The following is a 26276-nucleotide window of genomic DNA, read 5'->3' as shown; positions in this document are numbered from 1 at the left end:
GGGCCCAGTCAGCCTTCTTGCAGGCCTCGGCCAGGCCGACCCGCTTGAACGACCCAAGCCCCATTTCCCGTTGACGGCCCTACAGTTGAAAGCGAAATATCCATTAGCCGCCGCCATCCGCGCGCTTGTAAAACCACAGACCCTGCCCATCGCAATGTTTTCCCATTGATAATGATTTCAGTTGTGCGACCGTGAATGCATTTGATTTTGCCATTGATATATCCCCTTTGTTATCTACGATCTCAATTGACACTGCCCGAAATTTCCCGAACCACAGTGACATCTTAAACCACTGACCTTTAAGGAACTTTAAAGCGGGTTGAGACGTCTTGAGAACGCATGACACAAGGAGGATACCCCTCCGGCGGGGATATTTTCAGCCAGAAGAAACAGGCGTCGCGCCCAATAGGTCACAAAGCGCCAGTGCCATGACCTGCGCTGAATGTTCCATATCCTTTATGCCGACATATTCATCGGGCTTATGGGCAAGATCAAGAATGCCCGGCCCGTAAGCGATACAGTTTTTCAACCGCCCGATCCGGTCGATATGTTTCTGGTCATAGGTGCCGGGGCTGACAACATAATCCGGCGCACGACCAAAAACCTGTTCTATCGCCTGCGCCACCGCGCCCACAACCGGCGCGCCTTTCTCGGTCATCGTCGGCAGGACGCGGTGCAATTCGCGGATATCATAATCAAAGCCCGGACGCCCACTGCGCAGGGTTTCCAGAAGGTCGCGAATTTCGGTTTCGACCGCGCCGATATCCTCTTCGATCAGAAAGCGGCGGTCGATCACCATGCGGCAGCGATCCGGCACGCAGGGGCTTGGCAGGCCGGTGTAATCCCTGGCCTGTTCCGGCTCGCCGCCGTGGATCGAGTTGATGTTGAGCGTCGAGGCGCGCGCGCCATCGGGCACCACCGGCATATCGGTGCGCCGCGCGGCAAGCGCGGGGAAAAGGCTGGCCTCCATCTCGGCCATGACCGCACCCATGTGGCGCACCGCGCAATCGCCCAGAAATGGCATAGAGCCATGCGCGATCTCGCCCTTGGTTTCGATCTCGGCCCACCAGACCCCGCGATGCCCAAGGCATATACGATCCTTGTTCAGCGGCTCGGGGATGATCACGTGATCGACGCGTTCGGGGCTGAAAAATCCCTGTTCGGCAAGATAGGCGACACCGCCAAACCCGCCGGATTCTTCATCCGCCGTGCCAGAAATTTCAATCGCGCCGGTGAAATCGGGGCAGACCGCAATAAAGGCCTCGGCGGCGATGATCGAGGCCGCCATGCCGCCCTTCATGTCACAGGCCCCGCGCCCATAGACCCGGCCATCCTTGACCAGCCCTGCAAAGGGATCGACACTCCAGCCGTGGCCAACCTCGACCACGTCGATATGGCTGTTGAAATGCACGCAGGGGCGCGGCGCGCTCCCCTCGCGGCGCGCGATGATATTCCAGCGCGGATAGCGGTCGCTGTCACCCGGCGCACCATGGGCGCGGATCAGTTGGGTCTCGAACCCCGCGCCGGACAGGCGCCGGTCAAGGTATTCGCAAATCTCAAGGTAATTGTCGCCCGGCGGATTAAGCGTCGGGATCGCGATCAGATCCTGCGTCAGGCGCACCAGATCATCGCGCCGCGCCGCGACCTCCTGCATCAGGCGCGTGCTCAGGTTCATGCCCCGGCCCAACCCGGCGCGCGGGTCAAAAGCGCCTCGGCCTCAGCCACCATGCCCTGGATGATCTGCGCCACCGGCGGGCGGTCGTGGATAAGGCCGGTGGCCTCTCCGACAAATGTATTGGCGCGTGCGGGGTCCCCCGCGACCCAGCCTTCGGCCCAGTCGCTTTGCGCGGCGGGATTGGCACGCAAGCCGTCGAGATCATCGTGCCAGCGCTCTGTCACCGGGTTTTTCAACACCCGCGCGGTATAGCGATCCGGCCATGTCAGCCCGCGCGCGGTATCCATGACCTTTGAGCGGATCGTCGTATCGCCTGTGGCCGCAATCGCCGCGTCGGTCATCGCCGAGGATACCTTCGCCTCGGCCGAAGCCCAGAGTCGCGAGCCGACGAGAACCCCATCGGCCCCAAGCATCAGCGCCGCCGCAAGGCCGCGCCCATCGGCAATACCGCCCGCCGCCAGCAATAGAACATCCGGCGCGTGGCGCGCCAGCCAATCGGCCACCTCGGGCACTAGGGTAAAGGTGGCGCGCCGCTCGCCATGCCCGCCCGCCTCGGAGCCTTGCGCCACAATCACTTGCGCGCCGCACTCGGCGGCGGCCTGCGCATCGCGCAGGGTCTGTACTTGACAGATCAGCGGCACGCCGGCCTCGGCAATCCTTGGCGCGAAAGGCGCGGGATCGCCAAAAGACAGGACAAGCGCCGCAGGCTTGCGTTCAAGCACAAGATCAAGAACGCCGGGATTTTCCGCCATTTTCCATGTGATAAAGCCACAGCCCACCGCCGCATTCCCCGCCGCGCCAAATTCCTGGGCAAGCCATTCGGCATTGCCATAGCCCCCACCGATAAGGCCAAGCCCGCCCGCATGGCTTACGGCAGCGGCCATTTTACCGCCTGCGGCAAAGGCCATCGGCGCGGAGATGATCGGGTGCGTGAGGTCAAAAGCCTCGGTCAGACGTGTTTTCATGGCCTGACTATGCGCGCTCATCCCCCTTGGGGCAAATGGAAAATCCGCGCATCAGGTCAAGAGAGCGGCGGCAATACCCGGCAGTGCTGCGAAATCCGAGAATGCCGTGTGATGCGGAATGTCGGCGAGTGGGGTCTTGCGATAGCCTTCGCTAAAAAGCGCGAAAGGCAGCTTTGCGCGCACAGAGGTTTCGGCGTCAACCTCGCTATCGCCGACATAAAGCACGCGACGCGCACCAAGGCCCGCAACCGCCGTCTGCAACGGCAGGGGATCTGGTTTGCGCTGCGGGCAACTGTCGCCACCAATCACCACGGGAAAATGCGCCTCAAGACCAAGATGCGCCAGCACCGCGCGCGCGGGCGCGACCGGTTTGTTGGTGCAGATCCCGAGCGCAATCCCCTGTGCGGCAAGCCGGTCAAGCGCCTCGACCACGCCGGGGTAGGGCTTTGTCAGGGTCACGGCGGTTTCATAGCCCGCCTCGAATTCGCCGACCAATTGACGGTGCAAGTCGCCCGTCGCCTCGGCACCGCGCGCACGCAGACAACAGGCAATGAAATGCGGCACGCCATGGCCGATAAAGGCGCGGGTCTCTTCGGGGGCAAAACCCGCAAAACCGTGCGCCGCCATAAGCCGGTTGGCGGCGGCATGAATGTCGGGGGCGCTGTCGATCAGCGTGCCGTCGAGGTCGAAAATGACGGCGCGGGTCATGCCATGGTCGCGGTGGCTGCCTCGGCGGCGGTGCGGATGCGGCGGATATTCTCGCCATAAGGCGCGGGGTTGGCGACGCTGCCGCCCTTGAACACGGCAGAGCCCGCAACCAGAACATCGGCCCCCGCAGCCGCCATAAGCGGTGCTGTTTCCGAGGTGATGCCGCCGTCAATCTCGATATGGATCGGCCGATCACCGATCATCGCGCGCAAGCGGCGCACCTTGTCGATCTGGCTATGAATGAATTTCTGCCCGCCAAAGCCGGGGTTCACCGTCATCACGCAGATCAGATCGACCATATCCAGAAGGTAATCGAGATCCTCGATCCCGGTGCCGGGGTTCAGCGCAAGACCTGCCTTGCAGCCCGCGCCGCGAATGGCCTGAAGCGTGCGGTGAATATGCGGGCCGGCCTCAAGATGCGCGGTCAGGATATCGGCGCCCGCCCCGGCGAAAGCGTCAATATAGGCATCCACCGGCGAGATCATCAGATGCACATCCATCACCGTCTTGATATGCGGGCGGATCGCGGCGCAAAGCGGCGGACCAAAGGTGAGGTTCGGCACGAAATGCCCGTCCATCACATCGACATGCACCCAATCGGCGCCCTCGGCCTCGATTGCCTGAATTTCCTGGCCGAAATTGGCAAAATCCGCCGACAGGATCGACGGGGCGATTTTGATGGAACGATCAAAGCTCATGGGCGGGCCTCTTTACGCGGGTTGGGATGCCTTGCACATGCGCCCGACACGGCCAGAGGTCAAGACCCCCGGCGGCAATTGATCCTTGTGGGGTTTCATGTCACCGTTGCCCCGAACGCAGGAAACAACAGGACGATGCCCCATGCAGGCACAGATGATGCACCGCCCGCTCAGGATCATTGACATCCTGAGCCATGCGGCGGCGGCCTATGGCGATCAGGGGATTGTCTCGGTGCGCACGGAAGGTGATATTCACCGCGCCACTTACCCGGAGACGCTCGCGCGGGTGTCGCAGCTTGCGCATGCGCTTGATCGGCTGGGGGTGAAGTTTGGCGACCGGATCGCGACGCTGGCCTGGAACGGCTATCGCCATTTCGAGCTGTATTACGGCGTCTCATCCATCGGGGCCGTCTGTCATACGATCAATCCGCGCCTCTCGCAGGAACAGCTTGTCTATATCGTCAACCATGCCGAAGATCGGATCTTGTTCATCGACACAACATTTGTGCCGCTGATCGAGGCGGTCCGGGATCAGCTTCCCCATGACCTGCGGTTCGTGATCCTGAGCGAGCGCGCGCATATGCCCGAGACCACGCTTGACGCGCTCTGTTACGAAGAGCTTCTGGACGGGCGGGCGCAAACCTACGACTGGCCCGAATTCGCGGAAGAGACCGCCTCGGCGCTGTGCTATACCTCGGGCACGACCGGCGATCCCAAGGGGGCGCTTTATTCGCATCGCTCGACCCTGTTGCACGCGATGATGGTGCCGCTGTCGCAATCCAGCAGCTTTCGCGCCGGGGCGCGGATCATGCCGGTGGTGCCGCTGTTTCACGTCAACGCCTGGGGCCTGCCCTATACCGCGCCGCTGACCGGCATGACCATGGTGATGCCCGGCGCGGCGCTTGATGGCGCAAGCCTGTTTCGCCTGATGGACAGCGAGGCGGTCTATTCCGCCTGGGGCGTGCCCACGGTTTGGGCAGGTCTTCTGGCCGAAATCAAGGCGCAGGGGCGCGTGCCCCAAGGATTTGACGATCTGGTGGTCGGCGGATCGGCCGCGCCGCGTGTGATGATCGAGGATTATGAGGCGCGCGGCGTTACCGTCTGTCAGGCCTGGGGCATGACGGAAATGAGCCCGATAGGCACCCACGGCGTCTTGCCCCCTGCGCTGCAAGAGGCCCCTGAGGCCGACAGGATCACCGCCAAGGCTTGTGCCGGGCGGCGGATTTTCGGGGTCGAATTCAAGATCGTCGATGATGAGGGCAAGCGCCAACCGCATGATGGTGAGGCCAGCGGCGAACTATACGTGCGCGGCAATACCGTGATCAGCGGCTATTTCAACAACGATGCCGCAAGCCGCGCCGCAATGGATGGTGAGGGCTGGTTCGGCACCGGCGATGTCGCCTCGGTTGCGCCCGACGGATTGCTTGTGATCCGGGATCGCGCCAAGGATCTGGTAAAATCGGGCGGCGAATGGATTAGCTCAATTGACCTTGAAAACGCCGCTATCGCGCACCCTGCCATTGCCGCCTGCGCGGTGATCGCCGTGCCCCATCCCAAATGGGGTGAACGCCCGGTTCTCATCGCCGTGCCCGAAGGCGAGGATCGCCCGACGCTGGCCGATGTGCACGCCCATATGGCCGCGCATTTCGCCCATTGGCAATTACCCGATGACCTGCTCTGGGTCGAGGACCTGCCGCTGACCGCCACCGGCAAGGTGTCGAAACTGACCCTGCGGGAGCGGTATTGCGACTATGTTCTGCCTGAATTGCGCGAGGCTCGCACATGAGCGACGACTTTGACACGAGCGCTGTCGCCGCTTGGCTTAAAGACCATCTGCCCGGTTTCGAGGGCCCGCTGAGCGCCACCAAATTCAGCGGCGGGCAATCGAACCCGACCTATCTGTTGCAGACACCGGCGCGCAATTTCGTGCTGCGCCGCAAACCGCCGGGCGTCTTGCTCAAGTCCGCCCATGCGGTTGAGCGCGAATTTCGGGTGCAGCGCGCGCTTGAGGGGGGCGACGTGCCGGTCGCCAAGATGCACGTGCTCTGCGAAGACGAGACCGTGATCGGCTCGCCGTTCTACATCATGGACGAGGTGCAGGGGCGCAACTTTGACAGCCCGAGCCTGCCCGGCATGACCGCCCCCGAGCGCGGCGCGCTGATTGATGAAATGAACCGGGTTCTGGCCGCGATCCATGATGTGGATATCACCGCCGCAAACCTGTCGGATTACGGGCCCTCGGGCAATTACTACCGCCGACAGGTCGACCGCTGGTCAAAGCAATACACCGCCACCCAGACCGACGATCTGCCGGATATGACCACGCTGATGACATGGCTTGATGGCAATATCCCCCCCGATGACGGACAGCGCACCCTGGTGCATGGCGATTATCGACTTGATAACCTGTTGTTCGCCAAGGACAGCGCGCGCTGTCTTGCGGTGCTGGATTGGGAGCTGTCGACCATCGGACACCCCTACGCCGATCTGGCGGCCGTGATTATGCAATGGTCGATGCCCGCCACCCGCGAAGGGCGCGGGTTGGCCGGGGTCGATCGCGCGGCGCTTGGCCTCTGGAGCGATCAGCACTTCATCGAGCGTTATTGCGAGCGGCGCGGGTTAAGCGGCATCGAGAATTTCGGGTTTTATCTGGCATTTTGCTATTTCCGCATGGCTGCCATTCTGCAAGGTGTGAAAAAACGCGCGCTTGATGGCAACGCCTCCGACCCCGAGCGCGGCTTGCAACTTGGCCAATTTGTGCCCGAATTTGCGCGCTCTGGCCTCGGCGCGGCGAAAGGAACACCATGACTGATGACTTTGACCCTGCGCTGCTTGAGGCGCCTTCGGCCCTGCAAACCCACCTTGGGTTCTCGATAACCGGTTGGTCGCCCGATTACGCGCGCATCGAATTGCCGTTGCACCCCTACCTGATGAACCGGCAGGGCCTGCCGCATGGCGGCATTCATGCCACCCTGCTTGATACGGCGATGGGGTTTGCGGGGTGCTATACCGGCGATCCGGACCGCTCGCAAATGGCGCTGACGCTGTCGATGACGGTGAATTATCTGGCACAAGCGAAAGGCAAGGTTCTTGTCGCCGAAGGCTGGCGCACCGGGGGTGGCAAGACCAGCTATTTCGCCAGGGGTGAAGTGCGCGACGACAGCGGCACGCTGGTTGCCAGCGGCACCGGGGTATTTCGCTATCGGCGCAATAGTTAGGCGCTACTGCACACAGCGGATCGTATCGCGCGCCGCCAAAAGGGCCGTCTGGCGCGCGCCGTTGAGACGCGACACCAGACAGCCGCGCCCGGCCTCTTCCACAAGGTCAAGCGCCGCCAAAGCGGTTTCGATGTTGGCGCTGTTCTGCTCCAGTTTCGGGCGGGTCGAGACGTTGTTGATCAGGCCCTCGGGCGGCTCTTTGACGGCAAAGCCCCAGAAATCGGCAACCGCGCGCACCGCGCCGGGGGCCTCGATATTGACGGCGATAAAATCGTCGCGGCCCTTGAAATAGTCCAGCGCCCAGGCGAAATATTCGGCGCGGCGATAGGCCTCGTTGATGAAATTCTGCACGCTGAACACCTTTTGATGATGCGTCGCGATGCTGTTTAGATAATGGCGCAGAGGCCGGAAATTCAGGATGAAACGCGCGTTGGGATAGGTCCGGTCATACCCCGCGACGGGGCGGAGCTGGCCGAAATCGGAAAACGCATCATGGCGCCCGGTTTGCCAATCGCGGGAATCGTGAAAACTGTTGAGACCATTGGCAACAAACAGTTTGTGCAGGGTCGTGGTGCCATTGCGCGGATGGCCGATCACGAAATACTTGACGGCCTGCCGGTCGCCCTTAGGCGTCAGCATGAAATGAAGCCGCATCCGCACACGGATCACGCCAAAGGCAATGTCGTTGATATCGGTGGTGCGTCTGGCCATGCCGTTCTTGTGCCCCCTGCCCTGCGCGATCAGATGATTTCATCCTCGTCAAAAAGCGGGGCCGCATCGAGATGCGCGCTGATGTCTTCGGCGGCGGCCTCGCCGCGCGAGGTTTCGGCGACATGAAACAGGGCGTCACCCTCATACACCACCGGCATGTTTGTGCGCCCGATCACGATGCCGCCCATATCGGAGACGACTTCGCTTTCCACATCGCCAAAGGCATTGGCAATCGCACCAAGCACCGTGCCCGGCTGCACCGCATCGCCAACGGCAACATAGCCGCGAAACAGCCCGCCGCGCGGCGCACGATACCAGCTTGACTGACTGGCGCGCACCGGCACGCCGCGGGTCCGCGGCACGCCCTTGGCACCGATCATCTTGAGCTGATGCATCACCCGCAGGATACCGTTCAGGCCCGCGCGCGCGGCAAATTCGTCAAACCGAAGCCCCTCGCCGCCCTCGTAAAGCAGCACATCGACCCCGGCCTCTTCGGCGGCCATGCGCAGCGATCCCTCGCGCAGCCTGGATTCCATCATCACCGGCGCGCCAAAGGCCTGACCAAGGTCGGCCAGCCGCGCATTGCCCGGCGTAAGACGGATCTGCGGCAGGTTGGTGCGGTGGATCGCCGCCGAATGAAGATCAATCCCGAAATCGGCGCGCTGCACGACCTCGGTCATGAAGATATGCGCCAGCTGTGACGCCATCGAGCCCCCGGAGAGGCCCGGAAAACAGCGGTTCAGATCGCGCCGGTCGGGCAGATAGCGCGAATGGTTGAGAAACCCGAAGGTATTGACGATCGGCACCGCCAAAAGCGTGCCTGCCACCGATTTGAGAGGCGTGGCGCGCAACAGTCGGCGCATGATTTCCACACCGATCACCTCGTCGCCGTGAATGGCGGCCGACACGAACAAAACCGGCCCCGGCCGTTTGCCGTGGATGACATGCACCGACAGGTTGACCGGCGTATGGTTGGACAAGGTACTGACCGGAATATCAACAGTGCGGCGGGTGCCGGGGGCTATGACGTCGCCGTTGATCTTGAAGGGGGCGGGCCGGTCCATGCTATCCTCGCTTTTGTCGCCTGGCCAAGCGATAGGCAAAAACCGCGCCGCTGTCCATGCCAGCCCCTGCTTGATCCCGCCCCGCTTGCGCGGCTAAGGCAATGGGGCAACAGAGGGGAATGCCAAGAGATGCCAGGAATCACGCCATGACCAGTGCCTTGCACGAGGATCGCCTGCGCGCGATCATCGCCGCCGTGGTGCAATCCGGCGCGCGCACCCTGCTTGATCTGGGCTGTGGCGATGGTGATCTGATTTTGCGGCTGGCCCCCCTGCCCCAGATCACCCGGATCACCGGGCTTGATATCCACCGGCCCTCGCTTACCGCGCTTCAGGCAGAGATACGCGCGCTGCCAGAGGCGAGGCGCGCCAAGATAAGCCTTGCGCAGGCCTCGATGATCAGGGCGCACCCGAACCTGCGTGGCTATGACTGTGCCTGTCTTGTGGAAACCATCGAACATCTGCCGCTTGGCGATCTGCCCCGGCTTGAAAACGCGCTGTTTGGGGATATGCGGCCCGAAACCGTGCTGATCACCACACCCAATGCCGATTACAATCCGATCCTCTGCGTGCCCGCGCACCGGTTTCGCCATCCGGGGCATCATTTTGAATGGGGGCGCGAGACCTTTGCCAAATGGGCAAGGGCGATTGCGGCGCGGCGCGGGTACGGCGTCAGCCTGAGCGATATCGGCGGCGCGCACCCTCATCTTGGCGGCGCCAGCCAGATGGCAGAGTTCCGGCGCGACAGCTAAGCCGCCGCGCCGGTGGGGCGGGTCTTAGCCCGGAAGCTTGGCTTTGCGCAGATAGGGTAGAACCGCGTCAAATTCGCCGAACTTGGCCTTGGCATCCTCGTTGCTGACCGTGGGCGGGATGATCACATCCTGACCGACGGTCCAGTCGGCGGGCGTTGCCACACCGTTATTGGTGGTGGTCTGCAAGGCATCAAGCGCCCGCAGCACCTCGGCAAAGTTGCGCCCCACACTCATCGGATAGGTCATCGACAGCTTGAGCTGTTTGTCGGGACCGACGATAAAGACGCTGCGCACCGTGGCGCTGTCGTTGGGGGTGCGGCCATCGGGCATATAGGCCTCGGCGGGCAGCATATCAAAGGCCTTTGCCACCGCCAGCCCCTCGTCGGCGATGATCGGAAAGGTCGGCTTGGCGCCACCATAGCTCTCGATATCGGTCTTCCATTTCTTGTGGTCTTCGACGCCATCCACGGAGATGCCGATTACCTTGGTGCCGCGCTTTTCCCATTCATCGGCAAGCTGGGCCACAGCGCCGAATTCGGTCGTGCAGACGGGGGTAAAGTCTTTGGGATGCGAGAACAGGATCGCCCAGCTGTCGCCAATCCACTCATGCAGAGAAAACGTGCCAAGATCTGTCTCAACGTTCAGATCGGGGATAGTGTCATTGATACGAAGGCCCATAGGATGCATCCTTTCTTGTGTTTCAGTCGCCTGGCAGCTCCGCAATTTGATCAAATTTCAGAGCCGCCCGATAATCCAACCTTGCAGGTTGGTATTGCCCCTGACACAGTGCCGCCAAATTTATGGAGGTCAACCATGATCGAGAAACGTCAGTTCTATATAAACGGTGCCTGGGTCAACCCCACTGCGTCCAATGATCACGCTGTGATCAACCCCTCGAACGAAGAGCCCTGCGCGGTGATCTCGCTTGGCGGTCAGGGCGATACCGATGCTGCCGTTGCCGCCGCAAAAGCCGCCTTTCCGGCCTGGATGGCGACCCCGCCCGCCGAACGTATCGCTTATTGCGAAAAGATTCTAGAGGCCTACAAGGACCGCGCAGAGGACATGGCGCAGGCGATCAGCCTTGAAATGGGCGCCCCCATCGACATGGCGCGCGAACAACAGGTCGGCGCCGGGAGCTGGCATATCTCGTCCTTCCTAAAGGTCGCGCGCGACTTCCAGTTTGACGAACCGCTTGGCGATCACGCGCCGAACGACCGCATCCTGCACGAAGGTGTGGGCGTTGTCGGCATGATCACGCCGTGGAACTGGCCGATGAATCAGGTCACGCTCAAGGTGATTGCGGGTCTGGTCGCGGGCTGCACCATGGTGCTCAAGCCGTCCGAGGAATCACCGCTCAACGCCGTTATCTTTGCCGAGATCGTCGATGCGGCCGGTCTGCCCAAGGGGGTATTCAACCTTGTGAACGGCGATGGTGCCGGTGTCGGAAGCCAGCTTACCGCGCACCCGGATGTCGACATGATAAGTTTCACCGGCTCATCGCGCGCGGGCAAGCTTATCTCGAAATCCGCCGCCGACAGCCTCAAGCGCGTCAGCCTTGAACTTGGCGGCAAGGGCGCCAACCTGATCTTTGCCGATGCCGATGAAAAGGCTGTGAAACGTGGTGTTTTGCGCTGCATGAACAACTCTGGCCAATCGTGCAACGCCCCGACGCGGATGCTTGTGCAACGCGGCATCTATGACGCCGCCGTTGAAACCGCCACCGCCGCCGCCAATAGCATCACCGTCGGCCCCGCAAACCAAGAGGGCCGCCATATCGGCCCGGTGGTGAACGAGGTACAGTTCGACAAGATTCAGGCCCTGATCCAGAAGGGCATCGACGAGGGCGCGCGCCTTGTCGCCGGTGGCACGGGGCGCCCGGATGGGCTTAATCGCGGGTTTTATGTGAAACCCACGGTGTTTGCCGATGTGACCAACGACATGACCATCGCGCGCGAGGAAATCTTCGGGCCGGTCCTGTCGATCATCCCGTTTGACAGCGAAGAAGACGGCATCGCGATCGCCAATGACACGCCTTACGGGTTGACCAATTATGTCCAGACCACAGACCCGGCCCGCGCCAATCGCGTGGCGCGCGCGCTGCGCTCTGGCATGGTGGAAATGAACGGCCAGTCGCGCGGCGCCGGGGCGCCGTTCGGTGGCATGAAACAATCGGGCCACGGGCGCGAAGGCGGCAAATGGGGCATCGAGGATTTCCTCGAGGTCAAATCCGTCTCGGGCTGGACGCCGGACGCCTGAGGCGCATGCAGGTCCACGCGTTCGTCCTGCATCTTTTGCGTGCCACGGTACGGCGGGACAACGCGCGCGATCTGCTTGCCAACTGTGCCCTTCCGGGCGAACTCTGGGCGGCGGTTGACGGCGCGACGCTGTCGTCAACCGAGCTGTCCGCGACCATCGGCGCGGGGCTTTTCGGTCCTGCCTATCCGTTTCCTCTCAACACCGGCGAAATCGGCTGTTTTCTCAGCCACCGCCAGATCTGGGCCGAGATTGTGCGCCGCGACCTCTCGGCCGGCCTGATCATCGAGGATGACGCCGCGATCACCCCCGAAATCTATCGCACGGCCCTTGGCCTTGCGCGCACCCATATCGAGCCGCTGGGATATATCCAGTTTCAGACCCGCGCCCTCAAAGGCCGCTCCAGGTTGATCGACATGGCGGGAGGCTGCGCGCTGAGCATCCCCGAGCGCGGCGGGCTGCGCAGCACCGCGCAAATGGTAAGCCATGCAACCGCACGCCATCTTCTGACGCTCAGCGACCGGTTTGACCGGCCGGTTGATACCTTTGTGCAAAGCCATTGGCAGACCGGGCTGCGCCCCGCCACGATCCTGCCCTCGGGCATCAGCGATATCGCCGATCGGCTTGACGGCTCGACCATTCAGGGCGCTGCCCGCCTACCAGCCCTGGCGAGGTTGGGCCGCGAATGGGCGCGCTATCGCTATCGCCGGGGCGTGGCAGAGGCCTCTCGCCACAGCATGGCGCCCGCCGAGGGCGGCTTTGCCATCGGGGACGCAGAATGATCATCGCCCGGCTTTTTGGCGGAACGGGCAATCAGCTGTTCCAATATGCGGCGGGCCGCGCGCTTGCCGATCATCTGGGTTGCGATCTGGCGCTTGATAGCCGCTATGTTGGCGGTGAACAGGCCCGGCGCGATTGTTTTGAGCATTTTGGCGCGGCGCGTTTTATCCGGGGCGGCCCCCTGCCGCCAGCCAAATCAGACGGGGCATTGCGCTATGCTCTGTGGCGTGCCTTCGGGCGCAATCCGCAGTTTCACCGCGAAGCCGACCTTGGATTTGAGCCGGGGTTCTTCAGCCTTGACCCCGGCACCTATCTGCACGGCTATTGGCAATCCGAGCGTTATTTCGCGCCTATTGCCACGCGGCTGCGCGATGATCTGGTGATGACCACCCCGCTTGCGGGCGCCAATGCCGACATGGCCGCACGGATCAAGGCGGCAAAGCTGCCGGTCTCGGTGCATGTGCGGCGCGGCGATTACCTTGCCAGTGAAAGCTATGCCGCCTGCCCCCCCGCCTATTACCGCCAGGCGATCGAGCGGCTGGAACATGACCTTGGCCAAACGCCCCAATGTTTCATTTTCTCGAACGATCCCGACTGGGCGCGCGCCACCCTCGACCTTGGAGAGGATCGGGTCGTGGTGGATATCAATGACGAAGCGAACGGCCATTTCGATCTTGCCCTGATGTCGCGCTGCGCCCATCACGTGATTGCCAATTCAACGTTTTCCTGGTGGGGGGCCTGGCTTGATCCCTCGCCGGAAAAGCAGGTGATCGCGCCCCGAAACTGGTTCGGGACAGATAAAATCTCGAATCCCGATCTGATCCCTGATGGATGGATACGCCTCTGAGGCCTAAAACGGCACCTTGGCGCGAAATTTCACCCCCGCCCCGCCATCGGGATGGCGAATGCGAAGCTCTTCGGAATGCAGCATAAGCCGGGAGAAATCGCGCGCCGCCCCCGTGGCATAGAGAGGATCGCCCAGGATCGGATGCCCGAGCGCCAGCATATGCACGCGCAACTGATGACTGCGCCCGGTCCTGGGGGTAAGCCGCACCCGGGTTTCATCGGTGCCATGGCGCATCACCCGCCATTCGGTGAACGCCGCGCGCCCGGTCTCATGGCAGACCTTTTGCAAAGGCCGGTTGGGCCAGTCCACAATGAGCGGCAAGACAACTTCGCCGGTCTTTTGCTCAAGCTTGCCCCAGATCCGCGCGACATAAGTCTTTTTCGTCTGCCGCTTTTCAAATTGCAGACCCAGGTGGCGCTGCGCATGCGGGGTCAGCGCAAAGATCATCACCCCAGAGGTATCGCGATCCAACCGGTGCACCAAAAGCGCCTGCGGATAGGCATCCTGCACCCGCGCCAAAAGACAATCGGCGAGATGCGCGCCCTTGCCGGGCACAGATAAAAGCCCGGCTGGCTTGTTGACCACAAGGATCTCATGGTCGTCATGCAACACGTCAAGCGGGTCGGTTGGGGGGGCATAATCAGACATGCCTGCCGCTTACACCACGCCGACCCGTTAGACCACTGCCGGGTTTCTTCTGGCCAAAAATATCCCCGCCGGAGGCACCCGCACTTTCAACCAAAACCAATGCCTGTTGCTGTGCGGACCCTGCTCAAAGCCGCCCAAAGACCATCTGCAAAATCTCGCTCAACCGCACCGTGTCGGTTTGGGTAAAAGCCGCGGGCTGATCGCTGTCGATGTCCAGCACGCCCAGCAACGCACCCTCTGTGTCGCGCACCGGCAGGACGATCTCGGATCGGGTCGAACTGGCGCAGGCGATGTGGTCAGCGACGGCATCCACGTCATCGACAAGCTGCACCTCGCCGCTGCGCGCCGCAGCGCCGCAGATCCCGCGCGCAAATGGGATCTGCAGACAGCCATGCCCGCCCTGATAGGGGCCGATCTTGAGCATTTCCGGCCCTGTCACCCGATAAAACCCGGTCCAGTCGAACCGGTCATCGGCATGATGCAACTCGCAGGCAACCGTGGCCATCAGCGCGACCACATCTGTCTCGCCAGAGGTCAACGCGGCGATGGTCCTGGTGATTTCGTCGTAGTCAATCCGCATGCTCAGCCCCTTTTACGCCCGCAAACCTGGGATCACGCCCGCTCGATCGCGATTGCCGTGCCCTCGCCACCACCAATGCAGATCGCCGCAACACCGCGTTTGAGGCCGCGTTTTTCAAGGGCATTGAGCAGGGTGACCATGATCCGGGCGCCGCTTGCGCCAATCGGGTGACCGAGGGCGCAGGCCCCGCCGTTGACGTTAACCTTGTCGCGACTGAGCCCCATTTCGTGCATGAAGGCCATCGGCACCACGGCAAAAGCCTCGTTCACCTCCCAGAGATCGACATCAGCCACCGACCAGCCGATGGCCTTGAGCAGCTTTTGCGCCGCGGGCACGGGCGCCGTAGTGAAAAGACCGGGGGCCTGGGCGTGGCTGGCATGGCCCAGAATGCGGGCGCGAATATTCAGCCCGCGTGCTTCGGCGGTTGTACGGGATGCCAGAACAAGCGCCGCCGCGCCATCGCTGATCGAGCTGGAATTGGCCGCCGTGACGGTGCCGTCCTTGCGAAAGGCAGGTTTGAGATCCGGGATCTTGTCAGGCCGGGCCTTGGCCGGTTGTTCATCCTGGGAAATGATCACCTCGCCCCTGCGGGTCTGGAGGGAGACCGGGGCGATTTCGCCGTCAAACGCGCCCGAGGATTGCGCATCGAGCGCACCTTGCAGCGAGGCAAGCGCGTATTCATCCTGAGCCTGACGGGTAAATTGGAATTTCTCGGCGCAATCTTCGGCGAATGTGCCCATGAGACGGCCCTTGTCATAGGCGTCTTCAAGCCCGTCAAGGAACATGTGATCCATCGCCTGCGCATGCCCAAGCCGCGCGCCACCGCGCATTTTTGGCAAAAGATAAGGCGCGTTTGACATCGATTCCATGCCGCCCGCGATCATCAAATCGGTGTGGCCCAGGGCGATCTGATCAAAGCCGATCATCGCCGCCTTCATCCCGGACCCGCACATCTTGTTGAGCGTGGTGGCGGGCACCTCTTCGCCCAAGCCGCCGACGAACCCGGCCTGGCGCGCGGGGGCCTGCCCCTGGCCTGCGGGCAGAACACAGCCCATCAGCACCTCGTCAACCGAAACGGTGCGAGCATCGGCAAGGGCCGCGCGAATAGCGGCCCCGCCCAATACGGCGGCCTCCACCCCGTCGAAATCTCCCTGAAATCCACCCATCGGGGTGCGTGCCGCCCCTGCGATCACGACCTCATTCATTGCCCTGCCTCCTGAATATCCTGATCCTGCATACCGAATGGTAACCAATTGGGTCTAGCCTTGGCTGTATTACTACGTATCCCGCCGGAGGCACCATGGACCTGCAATCAACATATCACAATGACATGAATATCATAACCGTGGCCGAGGCGCGGATTGACGCCGCCGCCGCCATCCGGTTCAAGGACAAGATGCGCGATGTCACATCGCAAGGCCCGACGCATATCGTGCTCGACCTCAGCAATGTCACCTTCGTGGATTCAAGCGGTCTTGGTGCCATTGTCGCCGCGATGAAACAGCTGAGTGGCAACCAACGGCTTGATCTGGCCGGGCTGACGACCGATGTGGCCAAAGTCTTTCGTTTGACGCGAATGGATACTGTTTTTGTGATTCATGACGATATCATTGCCCTCAAAGCCCGTGCAACAGGTTGATCAAAGGCCGGGTTACCCAAGGGGCGAGCAGTTAAAAAGGGACATCGCGGTGACTGTCGATGGCACTCCAACGGATTTTACGCTTACGGCGAGAGCCTCTGAACTGGCGGTGCGTGACACATTGCTGACGGTGCGGTCCCGGCTTTTGGCCGAAGGCGTGAGCGATGAAACTTCCGGCTCGGTCGAGCTTGCCATGGCCGAGGCTCTGAACAACATCGTCGAGCATGCCTATGCCACGGGTGAGTCGCGCGACATTATGCTGAAAGTGTCAATCAAGCCGGATCGGCTTTGTTTTCTGCTGTGCGATGGCGGCGCGCCCTTGCCCGGGCTTTGCCTGCCGCAAGGCAAATTGCCAGATCCCTCCGGACCACGTGATGACCTGCCTGAGGGGGGATTCGGCTGGTTTCTGATTCGCGACCTCGCAGAGCGGGTTGCCTATGAGCGGCGCGATGGAATGAACCATCTGACGCTTGAATTCCTGCGCGCAGCCCCCTGATACAACCTATCCGTGTTGATGCCCCAATCTAACCCTAATTTCTTCAAAATGGCGCCGCATACACCAGCCATACATATACCTGTAGCTGCATATGGCTTCCCTCGGCGCCGTGCGTAATAGCCCCCACCCAGTGTGCGGCGTCGAGGTACTACCGTCACGGCCCTTTCAAATCCCCTGCTTCCTTAAAATCCTCGCTGCAATTGGCAAATCATGTCGCACGTCCTAATGTCCGGTCAACATCAGGATAACGGAGCTGACATGCGCGATTTTCACCTGCCCGGCCGCTCGGCCACATTTGCCACGAACGGAATGTGCGCCACATCGCACCCTCTGGCGGCCAAGGCCGCGATTGATATTCTTCAACAAGGCGGCAACGCCATGGATGCGGCGATTGCCGGTGCGGTTTTGCTAGGCATTTGCGAGCCGCAGATGACCGGCATCGGGGGCGATTGCTTTGTGCTTTTCACCAAGCCAGGCGAGGACCAGATTCATGCGCTTAATGGCTCTGGGCGCGCCCCCAAAGCCGCAGACGCCGCTGCGCTGCGCGCGCAAGGCCACGCCACAATTCCCCTAAATAGTGCCCATGCGGTGACCATCCCCGGTGCCATGGATGCGTTTTGCCAGTTGAGCGACGATCATGGTCGTCTTGGCCTTGATACGCTGCTTGCCCCGGCGATCCATTATGCAGACCAAGGCATTCCCGTGGCACCGCGTGTGGCGCATGACTGGCCCACCGCGGGCAAGATGTTACAGGGCCACGGCCTGCGTCATTTCATGCCGAGCGGCACACCGCCGAAACCCGGCGAGATGTTCCGCGCCCCCGGTCAGGCCGAGGTTCTACGCCGGATTGCCAAGGACGGGCGCGCCGCATTTTACGAAGGCGAGATCGCCGAGGATATGCTGGCGACCCTCAACGCCATGGGCGGCGCGCATAGGGCCGAGGATTTCGCCGCGCAGCGCTGTGATTATACCACCCCGGTGAGTGGCGCCTATAAAGGCGCCAACCTGGTCGAGCATCCGCCCAACGGTCAGGGCGCCACCGCGATCCTGCTTTTGAACATTCTCAAGCATTTCGACATCGCCGCCATGGACCCGTTTGGCGCAGAGCGCGTTCATATCGAGGCCGAGGCCACCAAGCTTGCCTATGACGCGCGCAACCGCTTTATCGCCGACCCGGCCCACACCACGCGGCTTGATCACATGCTGGCGCCTGAAACGGCGGCAAAACTGGCAGCACTGATTGACCCGAACAAGGCCATGGCCGCAGCGAAACCGCTGAGCGAAGCGGTGCATCGCGACACGATTTACATCACCGTCGTTGATCGCGATCGCATGGCTGTGTCGCTGATCTATTCGATCTTTCACGGGTTCGGGTCGGGCATTGCGTCGGAGAAATTCGGCATCCTGCTGCAAAACCGGGGCGCGGGCTTTACCCTTGAAGAGGGGCACCCCAATGAATTGGCCGGTGGCAAGCGCCCGATGCACACGATCATTCCCGGGATGCTGACCGAAGCGGGCCGCGTCACAACGCCCTTTGGGGTGATGGGCGGGTCGTATCAATCGACGGGCCACGCGCGATTTGTGTCAAACCTGCGCGATTTCGGCCTTGGTCCGCAGGCGGCGATTGATGCGCCGCGCGCCTTTGCCGACCCGACCGGCCTCAAGCTTGAGCGTGGCTATGGCACGGATGTGGCGCAGGCACTTGCGGACAAGGGGCATGAGGTGATCACCGATCCGGATGCGATTGGCGGCGCGCAGGCGATCCAGATCCATGCAAGCGGCGTGCTTGAGGGCGGCAGCGACCCGCGCAAAGATGGCTGTGCCTTGGGATATTGAGGTTGAAAGGGTGGGTGAAAGCCCGCCCTTGCCCGCGCCCGGCGCCTAGTTCAGCTGAAAATGCAGCGGGTAATGCCCGTCTTCGAACGGGCCAAACAGATCGGGAATATCGGGGTGATCCACCGGCTCGCCGGAATAATCCGCGACCAGGTTCTGTTCGCTGACATAGGCCACGTAATAGCTTTGATCATTCTCGGCCAGAAGGTGATAAAACGGCTGTTCTTTCGACGGGCGGCTATCCTCTGGGATAGAGGCATACCATTCATCCGTGTTCGAGAACTGCGGGTCCACGTCAAACACCACCCCCCGAAAGGGGTGTTTCTTGTGGCGGACAACCTGGCCCAGGTGATATTTCGCACGTGTTCTTATCATAATAAACAGCCCCTACAGAGAGATAGTAAACGTTTCAAGGGTGGTTTGTCCAACCTTCCCCCGATTTTCGGCGGAAACAGTCTGTGAACCTCACACCTACAGTCACGCAACACCGGACAGCCGATGACAATTGGTGAATTCGTGATTCCCACCGCTCGCGGATTCGGCTAAACTAAAGAAAAAAGAAAGCGAGAGGCAGATGAGCAGAACTCTTCGCGCGTTTATGGTGTTATTGTTGCTGGCCTCCTGTGGCGGCGGCAGCGGCTATGGCACAGCACCGCGCAACCTAGACAACGCCTGCGCCATTCTGAGCGAACGGCCGGAATATGCGCGCGCCTTCCGCGCGGCAGAACGCCGTTGGGGCGTGCCGGTGCATGTGCAGATGGCAACGATTTACCAGGAAAGCAAATTCATCAGCGATGCGCGCACCCCGTATCGCTATTCGCTGGGGGTGATCCCGATGGGTCGGCAAAGTTCGGCCTATGGCTATAGCCAGGCGCTGGATGCCACCTGGGATGAATACAAACGCGACAACAACCGCTTTGCCGCGCGTCGCAGCGATATCCATGATGCTGCCGATTTCATCGGCTGGTACATGGCCAAATCCAATGAAGGCTTGGGGATTTCTCTGGCCGACGCCCGCAGCCAATATCTGGCCTATCACGAGGGGCGCACCGGGTTTTCGCGTGGAAGCTATAATGGCAAGCCATGGCTGTTGCGGGTTGCGGGCAATGTGGGCGCGCGATCGGCGACCTATCAAAACCAGCTTTTGCAATGCCGGGGTCGGCGCGTCTGACCGATCGCGCGGCGGCTCATCCGCCCTGACAGGCGGCCTCGCGGGCGGCGCGTCGGCAAGTGCGTGACGAGACCCGCCTAGCGGTCGATGATCACCCGTTCCTTGCCAGGGATGACAAAGTTTTCGTTCTCAAGGCGCATGCCGGTTTTCAGATCGCCCAGAACCACCGTGGTGCGACTGCCGCCGCTGTCGTTGATCACCCATTGACGCAATTCGACCGGATCGGCGGTAAAGACAAGCTCGATACTGCCGTACTCGGGGTTATCGGGGTCCTGCGCGCGCACCGTGGTGCTTTTGCCGTCGCTGGCATGGCCGGTGACCATCCGCTCGCGTGTCAGATCGACATTATGCGCCAATATGATCTTGAGCGGCGTGCGGTGCAGCGGATAAGCCTCGGTGCCCGTATTCGATTTTGGGTCAACGATCCCGACGGTGTCACCATTGGAGACCACCAGCGTTTGTTCCGGCGGATCATATTCAAACCGCACCCGACCGGGGCGTTTTATCAATATGCGGCCGGTGCTGATCGTGCCGTCATCGTTGATCTGGGTAAATTCGCCCCGCGCGGTCTTGAGACCGTTCAGATAGCCCGAGATTTGCCCAAGCGACAGCTGTTGCGCCGCCGCCGGGAGGGTCATCGCGACGACAAACGCCGGGACCGTCAAGATACGCATATATTTCATAGTCTGTGATCTAAGCCTTTCCGCAGGGTATTGCATCCTGTCTTGGCGAGAAACATGGGGGGTCCTGCGCAAAGGTGCAATAACATGCCGGTTGTTATCCGATAGCAACCGCCTCGGTTACGACGCCGTTTTCACTTTACGGGTCGAGGACAGCTTCATGTCCGGCTTGGCAAGGCGCGTCTCTGGGCCAGTCCAGGCATAGGCAAGCAAACAGGGGTCGCGATCGCCCGTGGTAATACGATGCTCATCACCAGACCGGTTCAGGATCAGCGATCCGGGGGCGAAAACCGCCGAGTTGTTTTCCGACCAGGCCCCGGACACCGAAATATAGCTTTCTTCAATCTCTTTGTGGCTATGCTGCGGATAGGTCGTATTCGGGGCAAACAAAACAAACCCCAGAATAAGGTTGTCGCAATGCACCGGGCCTTGCGGACCGAGGATTTCGCAATAGGCGTATTTCTGGCTCAACGCCCTGGAAATCTTCTCATAGCCGTACTCCCAGGTCAGCGCGTCTTTTACCTCGCGCAACGCGCGCGCCATGCCCTGCATCGCCGCCCGCTCGCCGAGATCAAGCGCGCGGGGAAGATGCGCCGTCACCGGCTTTGTTTCGCAGGCACGCATGGTCATTTCAGGGTTGCGGGCCATCGCCGCAGAAAGCCTGTCGCGCACCCGCTTGCGGTGACCCCGGATCGCCGCGCTGCCCCCCGCAGACCCATAGCGATAAAGCGAATCGAATTCCCGCAAAAGATAAAGCCAGTTCGGGACATCCATCAGGCGCTGTGTGACACCCGACTGAGCGCCCGCTGAGGGGATGGAATCGTCGGACATATCCCTGTCTCCGCCTTTGAAGGTGGCCACGCAAACCGTTCAAATCATCCCGCGTTCAATCCGAAATCTGATTGAACGCGGAAAAATGTTACTGCTCCGGCACCAGGATTTCGCGTTTACCGACATGGTTGGCGGGGCTGACGACGCCCTGATCTTCCATCTGCTCGACCAGCCGCGCGGCCTTGTTATAACCAATGGCAAGCTTGCGCTGGATATAGGAGGTCGAGCATTTGCGATCCTTGAGCACGATGGCGACCGCCGTATCGTAAAGCGCGTCCTCCATATCGGTATTGCCGCCCGAGCTGAGCCCCAGAACCGCGTCGATGCTATCGGCCTTATCCTCATCCGGGCCCTGAAGGACACTGCCGACGTAAGAGGGCGGGCCATAGGCCTTGAGGTGGTTGACCACCTCTTCGACCTCTTCATCGCTGACAAATGGCCCATGACAGCGGGTGATCTTGCCGCCGCCGGCCATGTAAAGCATGTCGCCCATGCCCAAAAGCTGTTCTGCGCCCATCTCGCCCAGAATGGTGCGGCTGTCGATCTTGCTGGTGACCTGAAACGAAATCCGGGTCGGAAAGTTGGCCTTGATCGTGCCGGTGATCACATCCACCGAGGGGCGCTGAGTGGCCATGATAAGGTGGATGCCGCTGGCGCGCGCCATCTGCGCGAGGCGCTGAATGCAAGCCTCGATCTCTTTGCCGGCCACCATCATCAGGTCGGCCATCTCATCGACGACGACCACGATATAGGCCATCCGCTCGGGCGCGAATTCTTCGGTCTCGAACACCGGTTCGCCGGTGTCGTCGTCAAATCCGGTCTGAACCGTGCGGCTGAACAATTCACCCTTTTTGAGGGCCTCATCGACCCGGCCATTATAGCCGTCGATGTTGCGCACCCCCATTTTCGACATCTTGCGATAGCGGTCTTCCATTTCCGCCACGACCCATTTCAGGGCCACAACCGCCTTTTTGGGATCGGTCACAACCGGCGACAGCAGATGCGGAATGCCGTCATAGACCGACAGTTCAAGCATCTTGGGGTCGATCATGATCATCCGGCATTCGTCCGGCGTCAGCTTGTAGAGCAGGCTCAGGATCATCGTGTTGATCGCCACCGATTTACCCGACCCGGTGGTGCCCGCGATCAAGAGGTGGGGCATCTTGGCGAGGTTGGCGACCATCGGATCACCGCCGATATCCTTGCCAAGCGCCAGCGGCAGGCGCTGATTGCCATCGCCATAGGCGCGGCTTGACAGGATCTCGCGGAAACCCACCATCTCGCGGTTGTCATTGGGCAATTCGATCCCGATCACCGAGCGGCCCGGCACAGTTGAAACCCGCGCCGAGAGCGCCGACATCGAGCGCGCGATATCGTCGGCCAGCCCGATCACCCGGCTCGCCTTGAGGCCGGGAGCCGGCTCAAGCTCGTACATGGTGACAACGGGGCCGGGGCGCACGCTGACGATCTCGCCCTTGACGCCGTAATCATCGAGCACGCTTTCAAGCATGCGCGCATTTTCCTCAAGCGCTTCGTCACTCAGGTGATGGCGCTGGATATTATCGGTGCTCGACAACAGGCTGAGCGGCGGCAGCTCATACTCGGCGCCCGCGCCTTCATCGAATTGCAGCGCAGGCTGTGCCTCGGCAATGGCGCGCGTCGAGGGTTGCGGCGCGCGGCGCGGGGTATGTTGCACCACTTTGCGCGGCTCGGGCGTGGGAATGCGCGGGGCCTGGGCCTGCGGCTCTGGCGCGGGCTCATAGGTGGCAAAATCATCCACAAGCCCTTGATCATCCTCGACCAGCGGCTCATCGTCAAAGCCATGGGATTGCGGCAGTTCCGACCCATCGACAACGCGGCGCGCGGTCAGCGGCGGCTCTGGCGGCAAGTCAACTTTCGGTGCCGTGCTCAGGATCAGAGGATCAGGTCCACGCCCGCGCCCCTTGGTCAGCGGTGCGATGGAGTCGGCGCGCACACTTGGGCTTTGACGCACCCGCGCACGGATCACGTCCGAGATCTTGGCGCTGATTCGGGCATCGCCGGGCATATCCGCTTCGCCTTCAAAGGCGGCGGTTTCGATCAGTTCCGGTTCGGGCATCACATCGGGTTTGCGCATCAGCATCGGCATCCGCGCGAGCAAGCCACCGGGCTTTTCCGCAACCGGGGCATACTCCGGCGTCTCCTCGATCACCGGCTCGGCATAGGCGCGCTGCACCACAGAGGGGGAAACGTCTGGCTCATACCGCGCAGCGGCGGCAGTCTCGGCCGTCTCGGCCCGGCGCGCGCGCCGCTCCGCCAGCCGCGCCTGCATCGCCTGCCCGGCCTGCGCCGCGCCCCCGGCGCCTTTGCCCAACACCGTCATAAGGCCCGCATAGCTCATGATCACACCGACCAAAAGGAACCGCGTGATTCGCGACAGTTCCAGCTTGGTAAACCCAAGCACAAAAGCCCCCAGCACAAGCATGCCCGCGCCCAGAAGCACCGACAAAAGCTTGAGCCCAAGGCTTGCCCCCAAGGGCAGAATACCCAACAGCGCGCCCAGAACGGTATCGCCAAAAAGCCCGCCAAGGCCAAAGCTATGGGTCGCGGCCCACCCTGCCCCCGGCGTCAGCGACGATGCGTAAAGCGCCAGAACCGCAAGCCAGATCGGCGCAAAGATAAGCCGCCCGACGGCGCGATCCTGACCGCAGTGAAGCGCAAGGCGCGCGCCCCAGACCGCAAGCACGATCGCAAGACCCCAGGCGCCCCAGCCCACGATCATGAACAGCGGCGCGGCAATCGACGCCCCGATCTGACCCATCCAGTTCTGCACCGGCGCATCGGTGGCCGACATCCAGCTCGGATCGTCCGGGCTATAAGAGGCGACCATCGCCGCCGCCATGGCCGCAAGCATCAAGAGCGTGAGGCCCAGCAATTCCTTGCCGCGCTTTTCAATCGCCTGTGTCATGGTGCTGTCCAACAGGGGGTCACGCCCGCGCGTCTGATATGCCATCTTATTCTCGCCCTCAATCATCCGTACAGACAGTCACGCAACCGGTTAAGTCCGCGCGCCATCTCTTGTTCTTCGGCCACCATTGCGACCCTGATATATCCCTTGCCGGGGTTCACGCCGCCGGCCTCCTGGCTAAGATAGGCGCCGGGCAACACCCGAACGCCGGTCTCTTGCCAGAGCTTCACCGTCGCCTCTTCACCATCCGGCACCGGCAACCACAGGAAAAATCCCGCCTCGGGGCTGCGATAGCCGGGCAGATTGCCAAGGATTTCATCCGCCACGCGGTATTTCGCGCCATAAAGACGGCGGTTCTCGACCACATGCGCCTCGTCCTGCCAGACCGCCGTGGCGGCATGTTGCAGCGGCAGCGGCAAGGGGCTGCCGGCATAGTTGCGCAGCTGTTTCATTGCCTTGATGCTCTCGGGGCCCGCCGCAACAAAGCCAGAGCGCAGCCCCGGCAGGTTCGAGCGCTTCGAGAGACTGTGAAACACCACGATCCGTTCGGGATCGGCGCCCAGTTCATCGGCGACCTGCAACAGCCCCACAGGCGGGCCATCGCGGTAAATCTCGGCATAGCATTCGTCGGCGAAGATCCGAAAATCATACTTTTCCGCCAGCGCGATAAGTTCCGCCCAATAGTCCCGGCTCGCCACCGCGCCCTGCGGATTGCTCGGCGAGCACAGATAAGCGACCGTCACCCGGTTCAGAACATCTTCCGAAAGGCTCGTGAAATCCGGCAGATATCCGGTTTCGCGGGTGGCATTCAAAAACACCGGCTCTGCGCCCACACTAAGCGCGGCCACCATATAGACCTGATAAAACGGGTTCGGCACCAGAACCACAGGCTGCTGACCGGCCTTGGTTTCCGGGCAAAGCGCCATCATCGCATTATACAGCCCCTCGCGCGTGCCATTGAGCGCCATGACACGGGTATCTGGCGCAAAATCAACACTATAGCGTCGATTGATCCACCCGCTCATCGCCTCCAAAAGTGCGGGCATGCCCTCATTGACCGGGTAATTGCCAAAGCCGTCCGCATGCTCTGCGATGATATCGACAATCCAGCGCGGAAACTCGTGCTTGGGCTCGCCAATCGTCATATGCAAGGCCTCGCCGCCGGGCGCATGGGCGTCCAACAAGCTCCGCAGGCGCGGAAACGCATAGGCCGGAAGGTTCGAAAACCGCTCGGGAAACATCTGATACTGCCTCAAGGTTTGGGATCGTGGTCGCCCCATTTAAAAGCGAATCTACCCAAGCCCCGGCTTCAGGTCCAGCAAAACCAATACCTTGACAGACAATTTGTGGCATTTTGGCAGGAATACCCGCGCCTGCGCTTTCATCTTTCCGGCAAATACTCCCGCCGGAGGGGTATTATCCTTGTGTCATGCGGTCTCATGACGTCTCAACCCGCTTTAAAGTTCCTTAAAGGTCAGTGGTTTAAGATGTCACTGTGGTTCGGGAAATTTCGGGCAGTGTCAATTGAGATCGTAGATAACAAAGGGGATATGAGAGGTGGTCGCGGAAATTCGGACCAGACGTTAAGGTGGATCGCATGATGAAAGTGACGATCCAAAATGAAGAAACGAAAGAACCATTCGCCGGATTTTAAGGCCAAGGTTGCTCTTGAAGCGATCCGTGAGGAGATGACGCTTGCCGAGCTGTCCAAGAAATACAGCGTGCATCCGACGCAGATTGGGACGTGGAAACGCGCGGCGATAGAAAACATGGCGGCGGCCTT

General features: G+C 61.4%; 27 protein-coding genes. 12 read left to right on the top strand and 15 right to left on the bottom strand.

The genetic code is table 11. The features are described 5' to 3' along the window. Positions 1-376: 376 nt before the first annotated feature. The 4 genes from BMZ91_RS18895 to rpe are packed head-to-tail and all read right to left on the bottom strand — an operon-like array spanning position 377 to position 4046. Positions 377-1675, bottom strand: a complete 1299-nt coding sequence (locus tag BMZ91_RS18895; protein ID WP_092842124.1) for an acetylornithine deacetylase/succinyl-diaminopimelate desuccinylase family protein — start codon at positions 1673-1675, stop codon at positions 377-379. Beyond that, entirely contained in the window at positions 1672-2661 is a 990-nt protein-coding gene (locus tag BMZ91_RS18890) for an NAD(P)H-dependent flavin oxidoreductase (protein WP_281243405.1), read from the bottom strand. The genes BMZ91_RS18895 and BMZ91_RS18890 overlap by 4 nt, the downstream gene beginning before the upstream one ends. A gap of 30 nt (positions 2662-2691) precedes the next feature. Then, positions 2692-3348: a phosphoglycolate phosphatase gene (gene gph, locus BMZ91_RS18885; RefSeq protein WP_092842122.1), complete on the bottom strand. Its 657-nt coding sequence runs from the start codon at positions 3346-3348 to the stop codon at positions 2692-2694. Continuing rightward, complete coding sequence (gene rpe, locus BMZ91_RS18880; RefSeq protein ID WP_092842120.1) at positions 3345-4046, bottom strand: ribulose-phosphate 3-epimerase; 702 nt, start codon at positions 4044-4046, stop codon at positions 3345-3347. Before rpe ends, gph begins: the two co-directional genes overlap by 4 nt. A gap of 142 nt (positions 4047-4188) precedes the next feature. Between rpe and BMZ91_RS18875 the strand changes: the two genes are divergently transcribed. The 3 genes from BMZ91_RS18875 to BMZ91_RS18865 are packed head-to-tail and all read left to right on the top strand — an operon-like array spanning position 4189 to position 7264. Beyond that, a complete protein-coding gene (locus BMZ91_RS18875; protein ID WP_092842118.1) occupies positions 4189-5832 on the top strand; it encodes a long-chain fatty acid--CoA ligase in 1644 nt (547 codons plus the stop codon). Next, complete coding sequence (locus tag BMZ91_RS18870; RefSeq protein WP_092842116.1) at positions 5829-6854, top strand: phosphotransferase family protein; 1026 nt, start codon at positions 5829-5831, stop codon at positions 6852-6854. Before BMZ91_RS18875 ends, BMZ91_RS18870 begins: the two co-directional genes overlap by 4 nt. Further along, complete coding sequence (locus BMZ91_RS18865; protein WP_092842114.1) at positions 6851-7264, top strand: PaaI family thioesterase; 414 nt, start codon at positions 6851-6853, stop codon at positions 7262-7264. The genes BMZ91_RS18870 and BMZ91_RS18865 overlap by 4 nt, the downstream gene beginning before the upstream one ends. 3 nt (positions 7265-7267) lie before the next feature. On the opposite strand, the gene BMZ91_RS18860 is transcribed toward BMZ91_RS18865, so the two are convergent. Further along, complete coding sequence (locus BMZ91_RS18860; protein WP_092842112.1) at positions 7268-7975, bottom strand: sulfotransferase family protein; 708 nt, start codon at positions 7973-7975, stop codon at positions 7268-7270. Positions 7976-8004: 29 nt separating this feature from the next. After that, positions 8005-9039, bottom strand: coding sequence for a succinylglutamate desuccinylase/aspartoacylase family protein (locus BMZ91_RS18855; protein WP_092842110.1), 1035 nt, complete (start codon positions 9037-9039; stop codon positions 8005-8007). 146 nt (positions 9040-9185) lie between these two features. Here BMZ91_RS18855 and BMZ91_RS18850 point away from each other — a divergent pair, with 146 nt between their 5' ends. Beyond that, entirely contained in the window at positions 9186-9788 is a 603-nt protein-coding gene (locus BMZ91_RS18850; protein WP_092842108.1) for a methyltransferase, read from the top strand. A gap of 24 nt (positions 9789-9812) precedes the next feature. On the opposite strand, the gene BMZ91_RS18845 is transcribed toward BMZ91_RS18850, so the two are convergent. Continuing rightward, complete coding sequence (locus BMZ91_RS18845) at positions 9813-10466, bottom strand: peroxiredoxin (protein WP_092842130.1); 654 nt, start codon at positions 10464-10466, stop codon at positions 9813-9815. A 135-nt stretch (positions 10467-10601) separates the two neighbouring features. Between BMZ91_RS18845 and BMZ91_RS18840 the strand changes: the two genes are divergently transcribed. From BMZ91_RS18840 to BMZ91_RS18830, 3 genes are read left to right on the top strand one after another with little or no spacing between them, the layout of a single operon-like run. After that, a complete protein-coding gene (locus BMZ91_RS18840) occupies positions 10602-12044 on the top strand; it encodes an aldehyde dehydrogenase family protein (protein ID WP_092842106.1) in 1443 nt (480 codons plus the stop codon). A gap of 5 nt (positions 12045-12049) precedes the next feature. Further along, complete coding sequence (locus BMZ91_RS18835; protein ID WP_092842104.1) at positions 12050-12823, top strand: glycosyltransferase family 25 protein; 774 nt, start codon at positions 12050-12052, stop codon at positions 12821-12823. Continuing rightward, positions 12820-13668, top strand: coding sequence for an alpha-1,2-fucosyltransferase (locus BMZ91_RS18830; protein WP_177193919.1), 849 nt, complete (start codon positions 12820-12822; stop codon positions 13666-13668). The genes BMZ91_RS18835 and BMZ91_RS18830 overlap by 4 nt, the downstream gene beginning before the upstream one ends. A 3-nt stretch (positions 13669-13671) precedes the next feature. Here the strand turns inward: BMZ91_RS18830 and BMZ91_RS18825 are convergent, their stop codons facing one another. From BMZ91_RS18825 to BMZ91_RS18815, 3 genes are all read right to left on the bottom strand, one after another. Further along, positions 13672-14316, bottom strand: a complete 645-nt coding sequence (locus BMZ91_RS18825; RefSeq protein ID WP_092842100.1) for an RluA family pseudouridine synthase — start codon at positions 14314-14316, stop codon at positions 13672-13674. Positions 14317-14440: 124 nt separating this feature from the next. Beyond that, the gene (locus tag BMZ91_RS18820; RefSeq protein WP_092842098.1) at positions 14441-14896 is read right to left on the bottom strand and encodes a GAF domain-containing protein; all 456 of its coding nucleotides are present in this window, start codon (positions 14894-14896) and stop codon (positions 14441-14443) included. A 32-nt stretch (positions 14897-14928) separates the two neighbouring features. After that, a complete protein-coding gene (locus BMZ91_RS18815; protein ID WP_092842096.1) occupies positions 14929-16101 on the bottom strand; it encodes a thiolase family protein in 1173 nt (390 codons plus the stop codon). Positions 16102-16196: 95 nt separating this feature from the next. Between BMZ91_RS18815 and BMZ91_RS18810 the strand changes: the two genes are divergently transcribed. From BMZ91_RS18810 to ggt, 3 genes are all read left to right on the top strand, one after another. Next, entirely contained in the window at positions 16197-16535 is a 339-nt protein-coding gene (locus BMZ91_RS18810; protein WP_092842094.1) for an STAS domain-containing protein, read from the top strand. Between the two features lie 49 nt (positions 16536-16584). Beyond that, positions 16585-17031 carry an ATP-binding protein gene (locus BMZ91_RS18805; RefSeq protein WP_245736481.1) on the top strand — a complete coding sequence of 149 codons (447 nt, stop codon included), beginning with the start codon at positions 16585-16587 and terminating at the stop codon, positions 17029-17031. Between the two features lie 258 nt (positions 17032-17289). Beyond that, positions 17290-18867: a gamma-glutamyltransferase gene (gene ggt, locus BMZ91_RS18800; protein ID WP_092842090.1), complete on the top strand. Its 1578-nt coding sequence runs from the start codon at positions 17290-17292 to the stop codon at positions 18865-18867. A gap of 45 nt (positions 18868-18912) precedes the next feature. Here ggt and hspQ read toward each other — a convergent pair whose 3' ends face one another. Then, positions 18913-19239, bottom strand: coding sequence for a heat shock protein HspQ (hspQ, locus tag BMZ91_RS18795; protein ID WP_092842088.1), 327 nt, complete (start codon positions 19237-19239; stop codon positions 18913-18915). Between the two features lie 199 nt (positions 19240-19438). Between hspQ and BMZ91_RS18790 the strand changes: the two genes are divergently transcribed. Beyond that, a complete protein-coding gene (locus tag BMZ91_RS18790) occupies positions 19439-20035 on the top strand; it encodes a transglycosylase SLT domain-containing protein (protein ID WP_092842086.1) in 597 nt (198 codons plus the stop codon). A gap of 77 nt (positions 20036-20112) precedes the next feature. On the opposite strand, the gene BMZ91_RS18785 is transcribed toward BMZ91_RS18790, so the two are convergent. From BMZ91_RS18785 to BMZ91_RS18770, 4 genes are all read right to left on the bottom strand, one after another. After that, a complete protein-coding gene (locus BMZ91_RS18785; RefSeq protein ID WP_092842084.1) occupies positions 20113-20718 on the bottom strand; it encodes a LolA family protein in 606 nt (201 codons plus the stop codon). Positions 20719-20835: 117 nt separating this feature from the next. Next, positions 20836-21546, bottom strand: a complete 711-nt coding sequence (locus BMZ91_RS18780) for a dimethylsulfonioproprionate lyase family protein (protein ID WP_092842128.1) — start codon at positions 21544-21546, stop codon at positions 20836-20838. A gap of 88 nt (positions 21547-21634) precedes the next feature. Continuing rightward, on the bottom strand, positions 21635-24538 hold the full coding sequence (locus BMZ91_RS18775; protein ID WP_092842126.1) for a DNA translocase FtsK: 2904 nt from the start codon (positions 24536-24538) through the stop codon (positions 21635-21637). Between the two features lie 17 nt (positions 24539-24555). Beyond that, positions 24556-25734: an aminotransferase class I/II-fold pyridoxal phosphate-dependent enzyme gene (locus BMZ91_RS18770; RefSeq protein WP_092842082.1), complete on the bottom strand. Its 1179-nt coding sequence runs from the start codon at positions 25732-25734 to the stop codon at positions 24556-24558. 378 nt (positions 25735-26112) lie between these two features. Here BMZ91_RS18770 and BMZ91_RS18765 point away from each other — a divergent pair. Further along, positions 26113-26276: transposase (locus tag BMZ91_RS18765; RefSeq protein WP_143076398.1), on the top strand; the 164-nt coding region annotated here is incomplete at its 3' end.

This window comes from Roseovarius lutimaris (genome assembly GCF_900115165.1).
GTDB classification, from domain to species: Bacteria; Pseudomonadota; Alphaproteobacteria; order Rhodobacterales; family Rhodobacteraceae; genus Roseovarius; species Roseovarius lutimaris.
The sequence above is the reverse complement of the archived record's forward strand: the minus strand, read 5'-3'. Positions and strand labels throughout refer to the sequence as shown.

Excerpts from the sequence above, each read along its gene's own strand:
- BMZ91_RS18895 (WP_092842124.1), bottom strand. The coding sequence starts at position 1,675 with ATGAACCTGAGCACGCGCCTGATGCAGGAGGTCGCGGCGCGGCGCGAT.
- BMZ91_RS18890 (WP_281243405.1), bottom strand. The coding sequence starts at position 2,661 with ATGAGCGCGCATAGTCAGGCCATGAAAACACGTCTGACCGAGGCTTTT.
- gph (WP_092842122.1), bottom strand. The coding sequence starts at position 3,348 with ATGACCCGCGCCGTCATTTTCGACCTCGACGGCACGCTGATCGACAGC.
- rpe (WP_092842120.1), bottom strand. The coding sequence starts at position 4,046 with ATGAGCTTTGATCGTTCCATCAAAATCGCCCCGTCGATCCTGTCGGCG.
- BMZ91_RS18875 (WP_092842118.1), top strand. The coding sequence starts at position 4,189 with ATGCAGGCACAGATGATGCACCGCCCGCTCAGGATCATTGACATCCTG.
- BMZ91_RS18870 (WP_092842116.1), top strand. The coding sequence starts at position 5,829 with ATGAGCGACGACTTTGACACGAGCGCTGTCGCCGCTTGGCTTAAAGAC.
- BMZ91_RS18865 (WP_092842114.1), top strand. The coding sequence starts at position 6,851 with ATGACTGATGACTTTGACCCTGCGCTGCTTGAGGCGCCTTCGGCCCTG.
- BMZ91_RS18860 (WP_092842112.1), bottom strand. The coding sequence starts at position 7,975 with ATGGCCAGACGCACCACCGATATCAACGACATTGCCTTTGGCGTGATC.
- BMZ91_RS18855 (WP_092842110.1), bottom strand. The coding sequence starts at position 9,039 with ATGGACCGGCCCGCCCCCTTCAAGATCAACGGCGACGTCATAGCCCCC.
- BMZ91_RS18850 (WP_092842108.1), top strand. The coding sequence starts at position 9,186 with ATGACCAGTGCCTTGCACGAGGATCGCCTGCGCGCGATCATCGCCGCC.
- BMZ91_RS18845 (WP_092842130.1), bottom strand. The coding sequence starts at position 10,466 with ATGGGCCTTCGTATCAATGACACTATCCCCGATCTGAACGTTGAGACA.
- BMZ91_RS18840 (WP_092842106.1), top strand. The coding sequence starts at position 10,602 with ATGATCGAGAAACGTCAGTTCTATATAAACGGTGCCTGGGTCAACCCC.
- BMZ91_RS18835 (WP_092842104.1), top strand. The coding sequence starts at position 12,050 with ATGCAGGTCCACGCGTTCGTCCTGCATCTTTTGCGTGCCACGGTACGG.
- BMZ91_RS18830 (WP_177193919.1), top strand. The coding sequence starts at position 12,820 with ATGATCATCGCCCGGCTTTTTGGCGGAACGGGCAATCAGCTGTTCCAA.
- BMZ91_RS18825 (WP_092842100.1), bottom strand. The coding sequence starts at position 14,316 with ATGTCTGATTATGCCCCCCCAACCGACCCGCTTGACGTGTTGCATGAC.
- BMZ91_RS18820 (WP_092842098.1), bottom strand. The coding sequence starts at position 14,896 with ATGCGGATTGACTACGACGAAATCACCAGGACCATCGCCGCGTTGACC.
- BMZ91_RS18815 (WP_092842096.1), bottom strand. The coding sequence starts at position 16,101 with ATGAATGAGGTCGTGATCGCAGGGGCGGCACGCACCCCGATGGGTGGA.
- BMZ91_RS18810 (WP_092842094.1), top strand. The coding sequence starts at position 16,197 with ATGGACCTGCAATCAACATATCACAATGACATGAATATCATAACCGTG.
- ggt (WP_092842090.1), top strand. The coding sequence starts at position 17,290 with ATGCGCGATTTTCACCTGCCCGGCCGCTCGGCCACATTTGCCACGAAC.
- hspQ (WP_092842088.1), bottom strand. The coding sequence starts at position 19,239 with ATGATAAGAACACGTGCGAAATATCACCTGGGCCAGGTTGTCCGCCAC.
- BMZ91_RS18790 (WP_092842086.1), top strand. The coding sequence starts at position 19,439 with ATGAGCAGAACTCTTCGCGCGTTTATGGTGTTATTGTTGCTGGCCTCC.
- BMZ91_RS18785 (WP_092842084.1), bottom strand. The coding sequence starts at position 20,718 with ATGAAATATATGCGTATCTTGACGGTCCCGGCGTTTGTCGTCGCGATG.
- BMZ91_RS18780 (WP_092842128.1), bottom strand. The coding sequence starts at position 21,546 with ATGTCCGACGATTCCATCCCCTCAGCGGGCGCTCAGTCGGGTGTCACA.
- BMZ91_RS18775 (WP_092842126.1), bottom strand. The coding sequence starts at position 24,538 with ATGGCATATCAGACGCGCGGGCGTGACCCCCTGTTGGACAGCACCATG.
- BMZ91_RS18770 (WP_092842082.1), bottom strand. The coding sequence starts at position 25,734 with ATGTTTCCCGAGCGGTTTTCGAACCTTCCGGCCTATGCGTTTCCGCGC.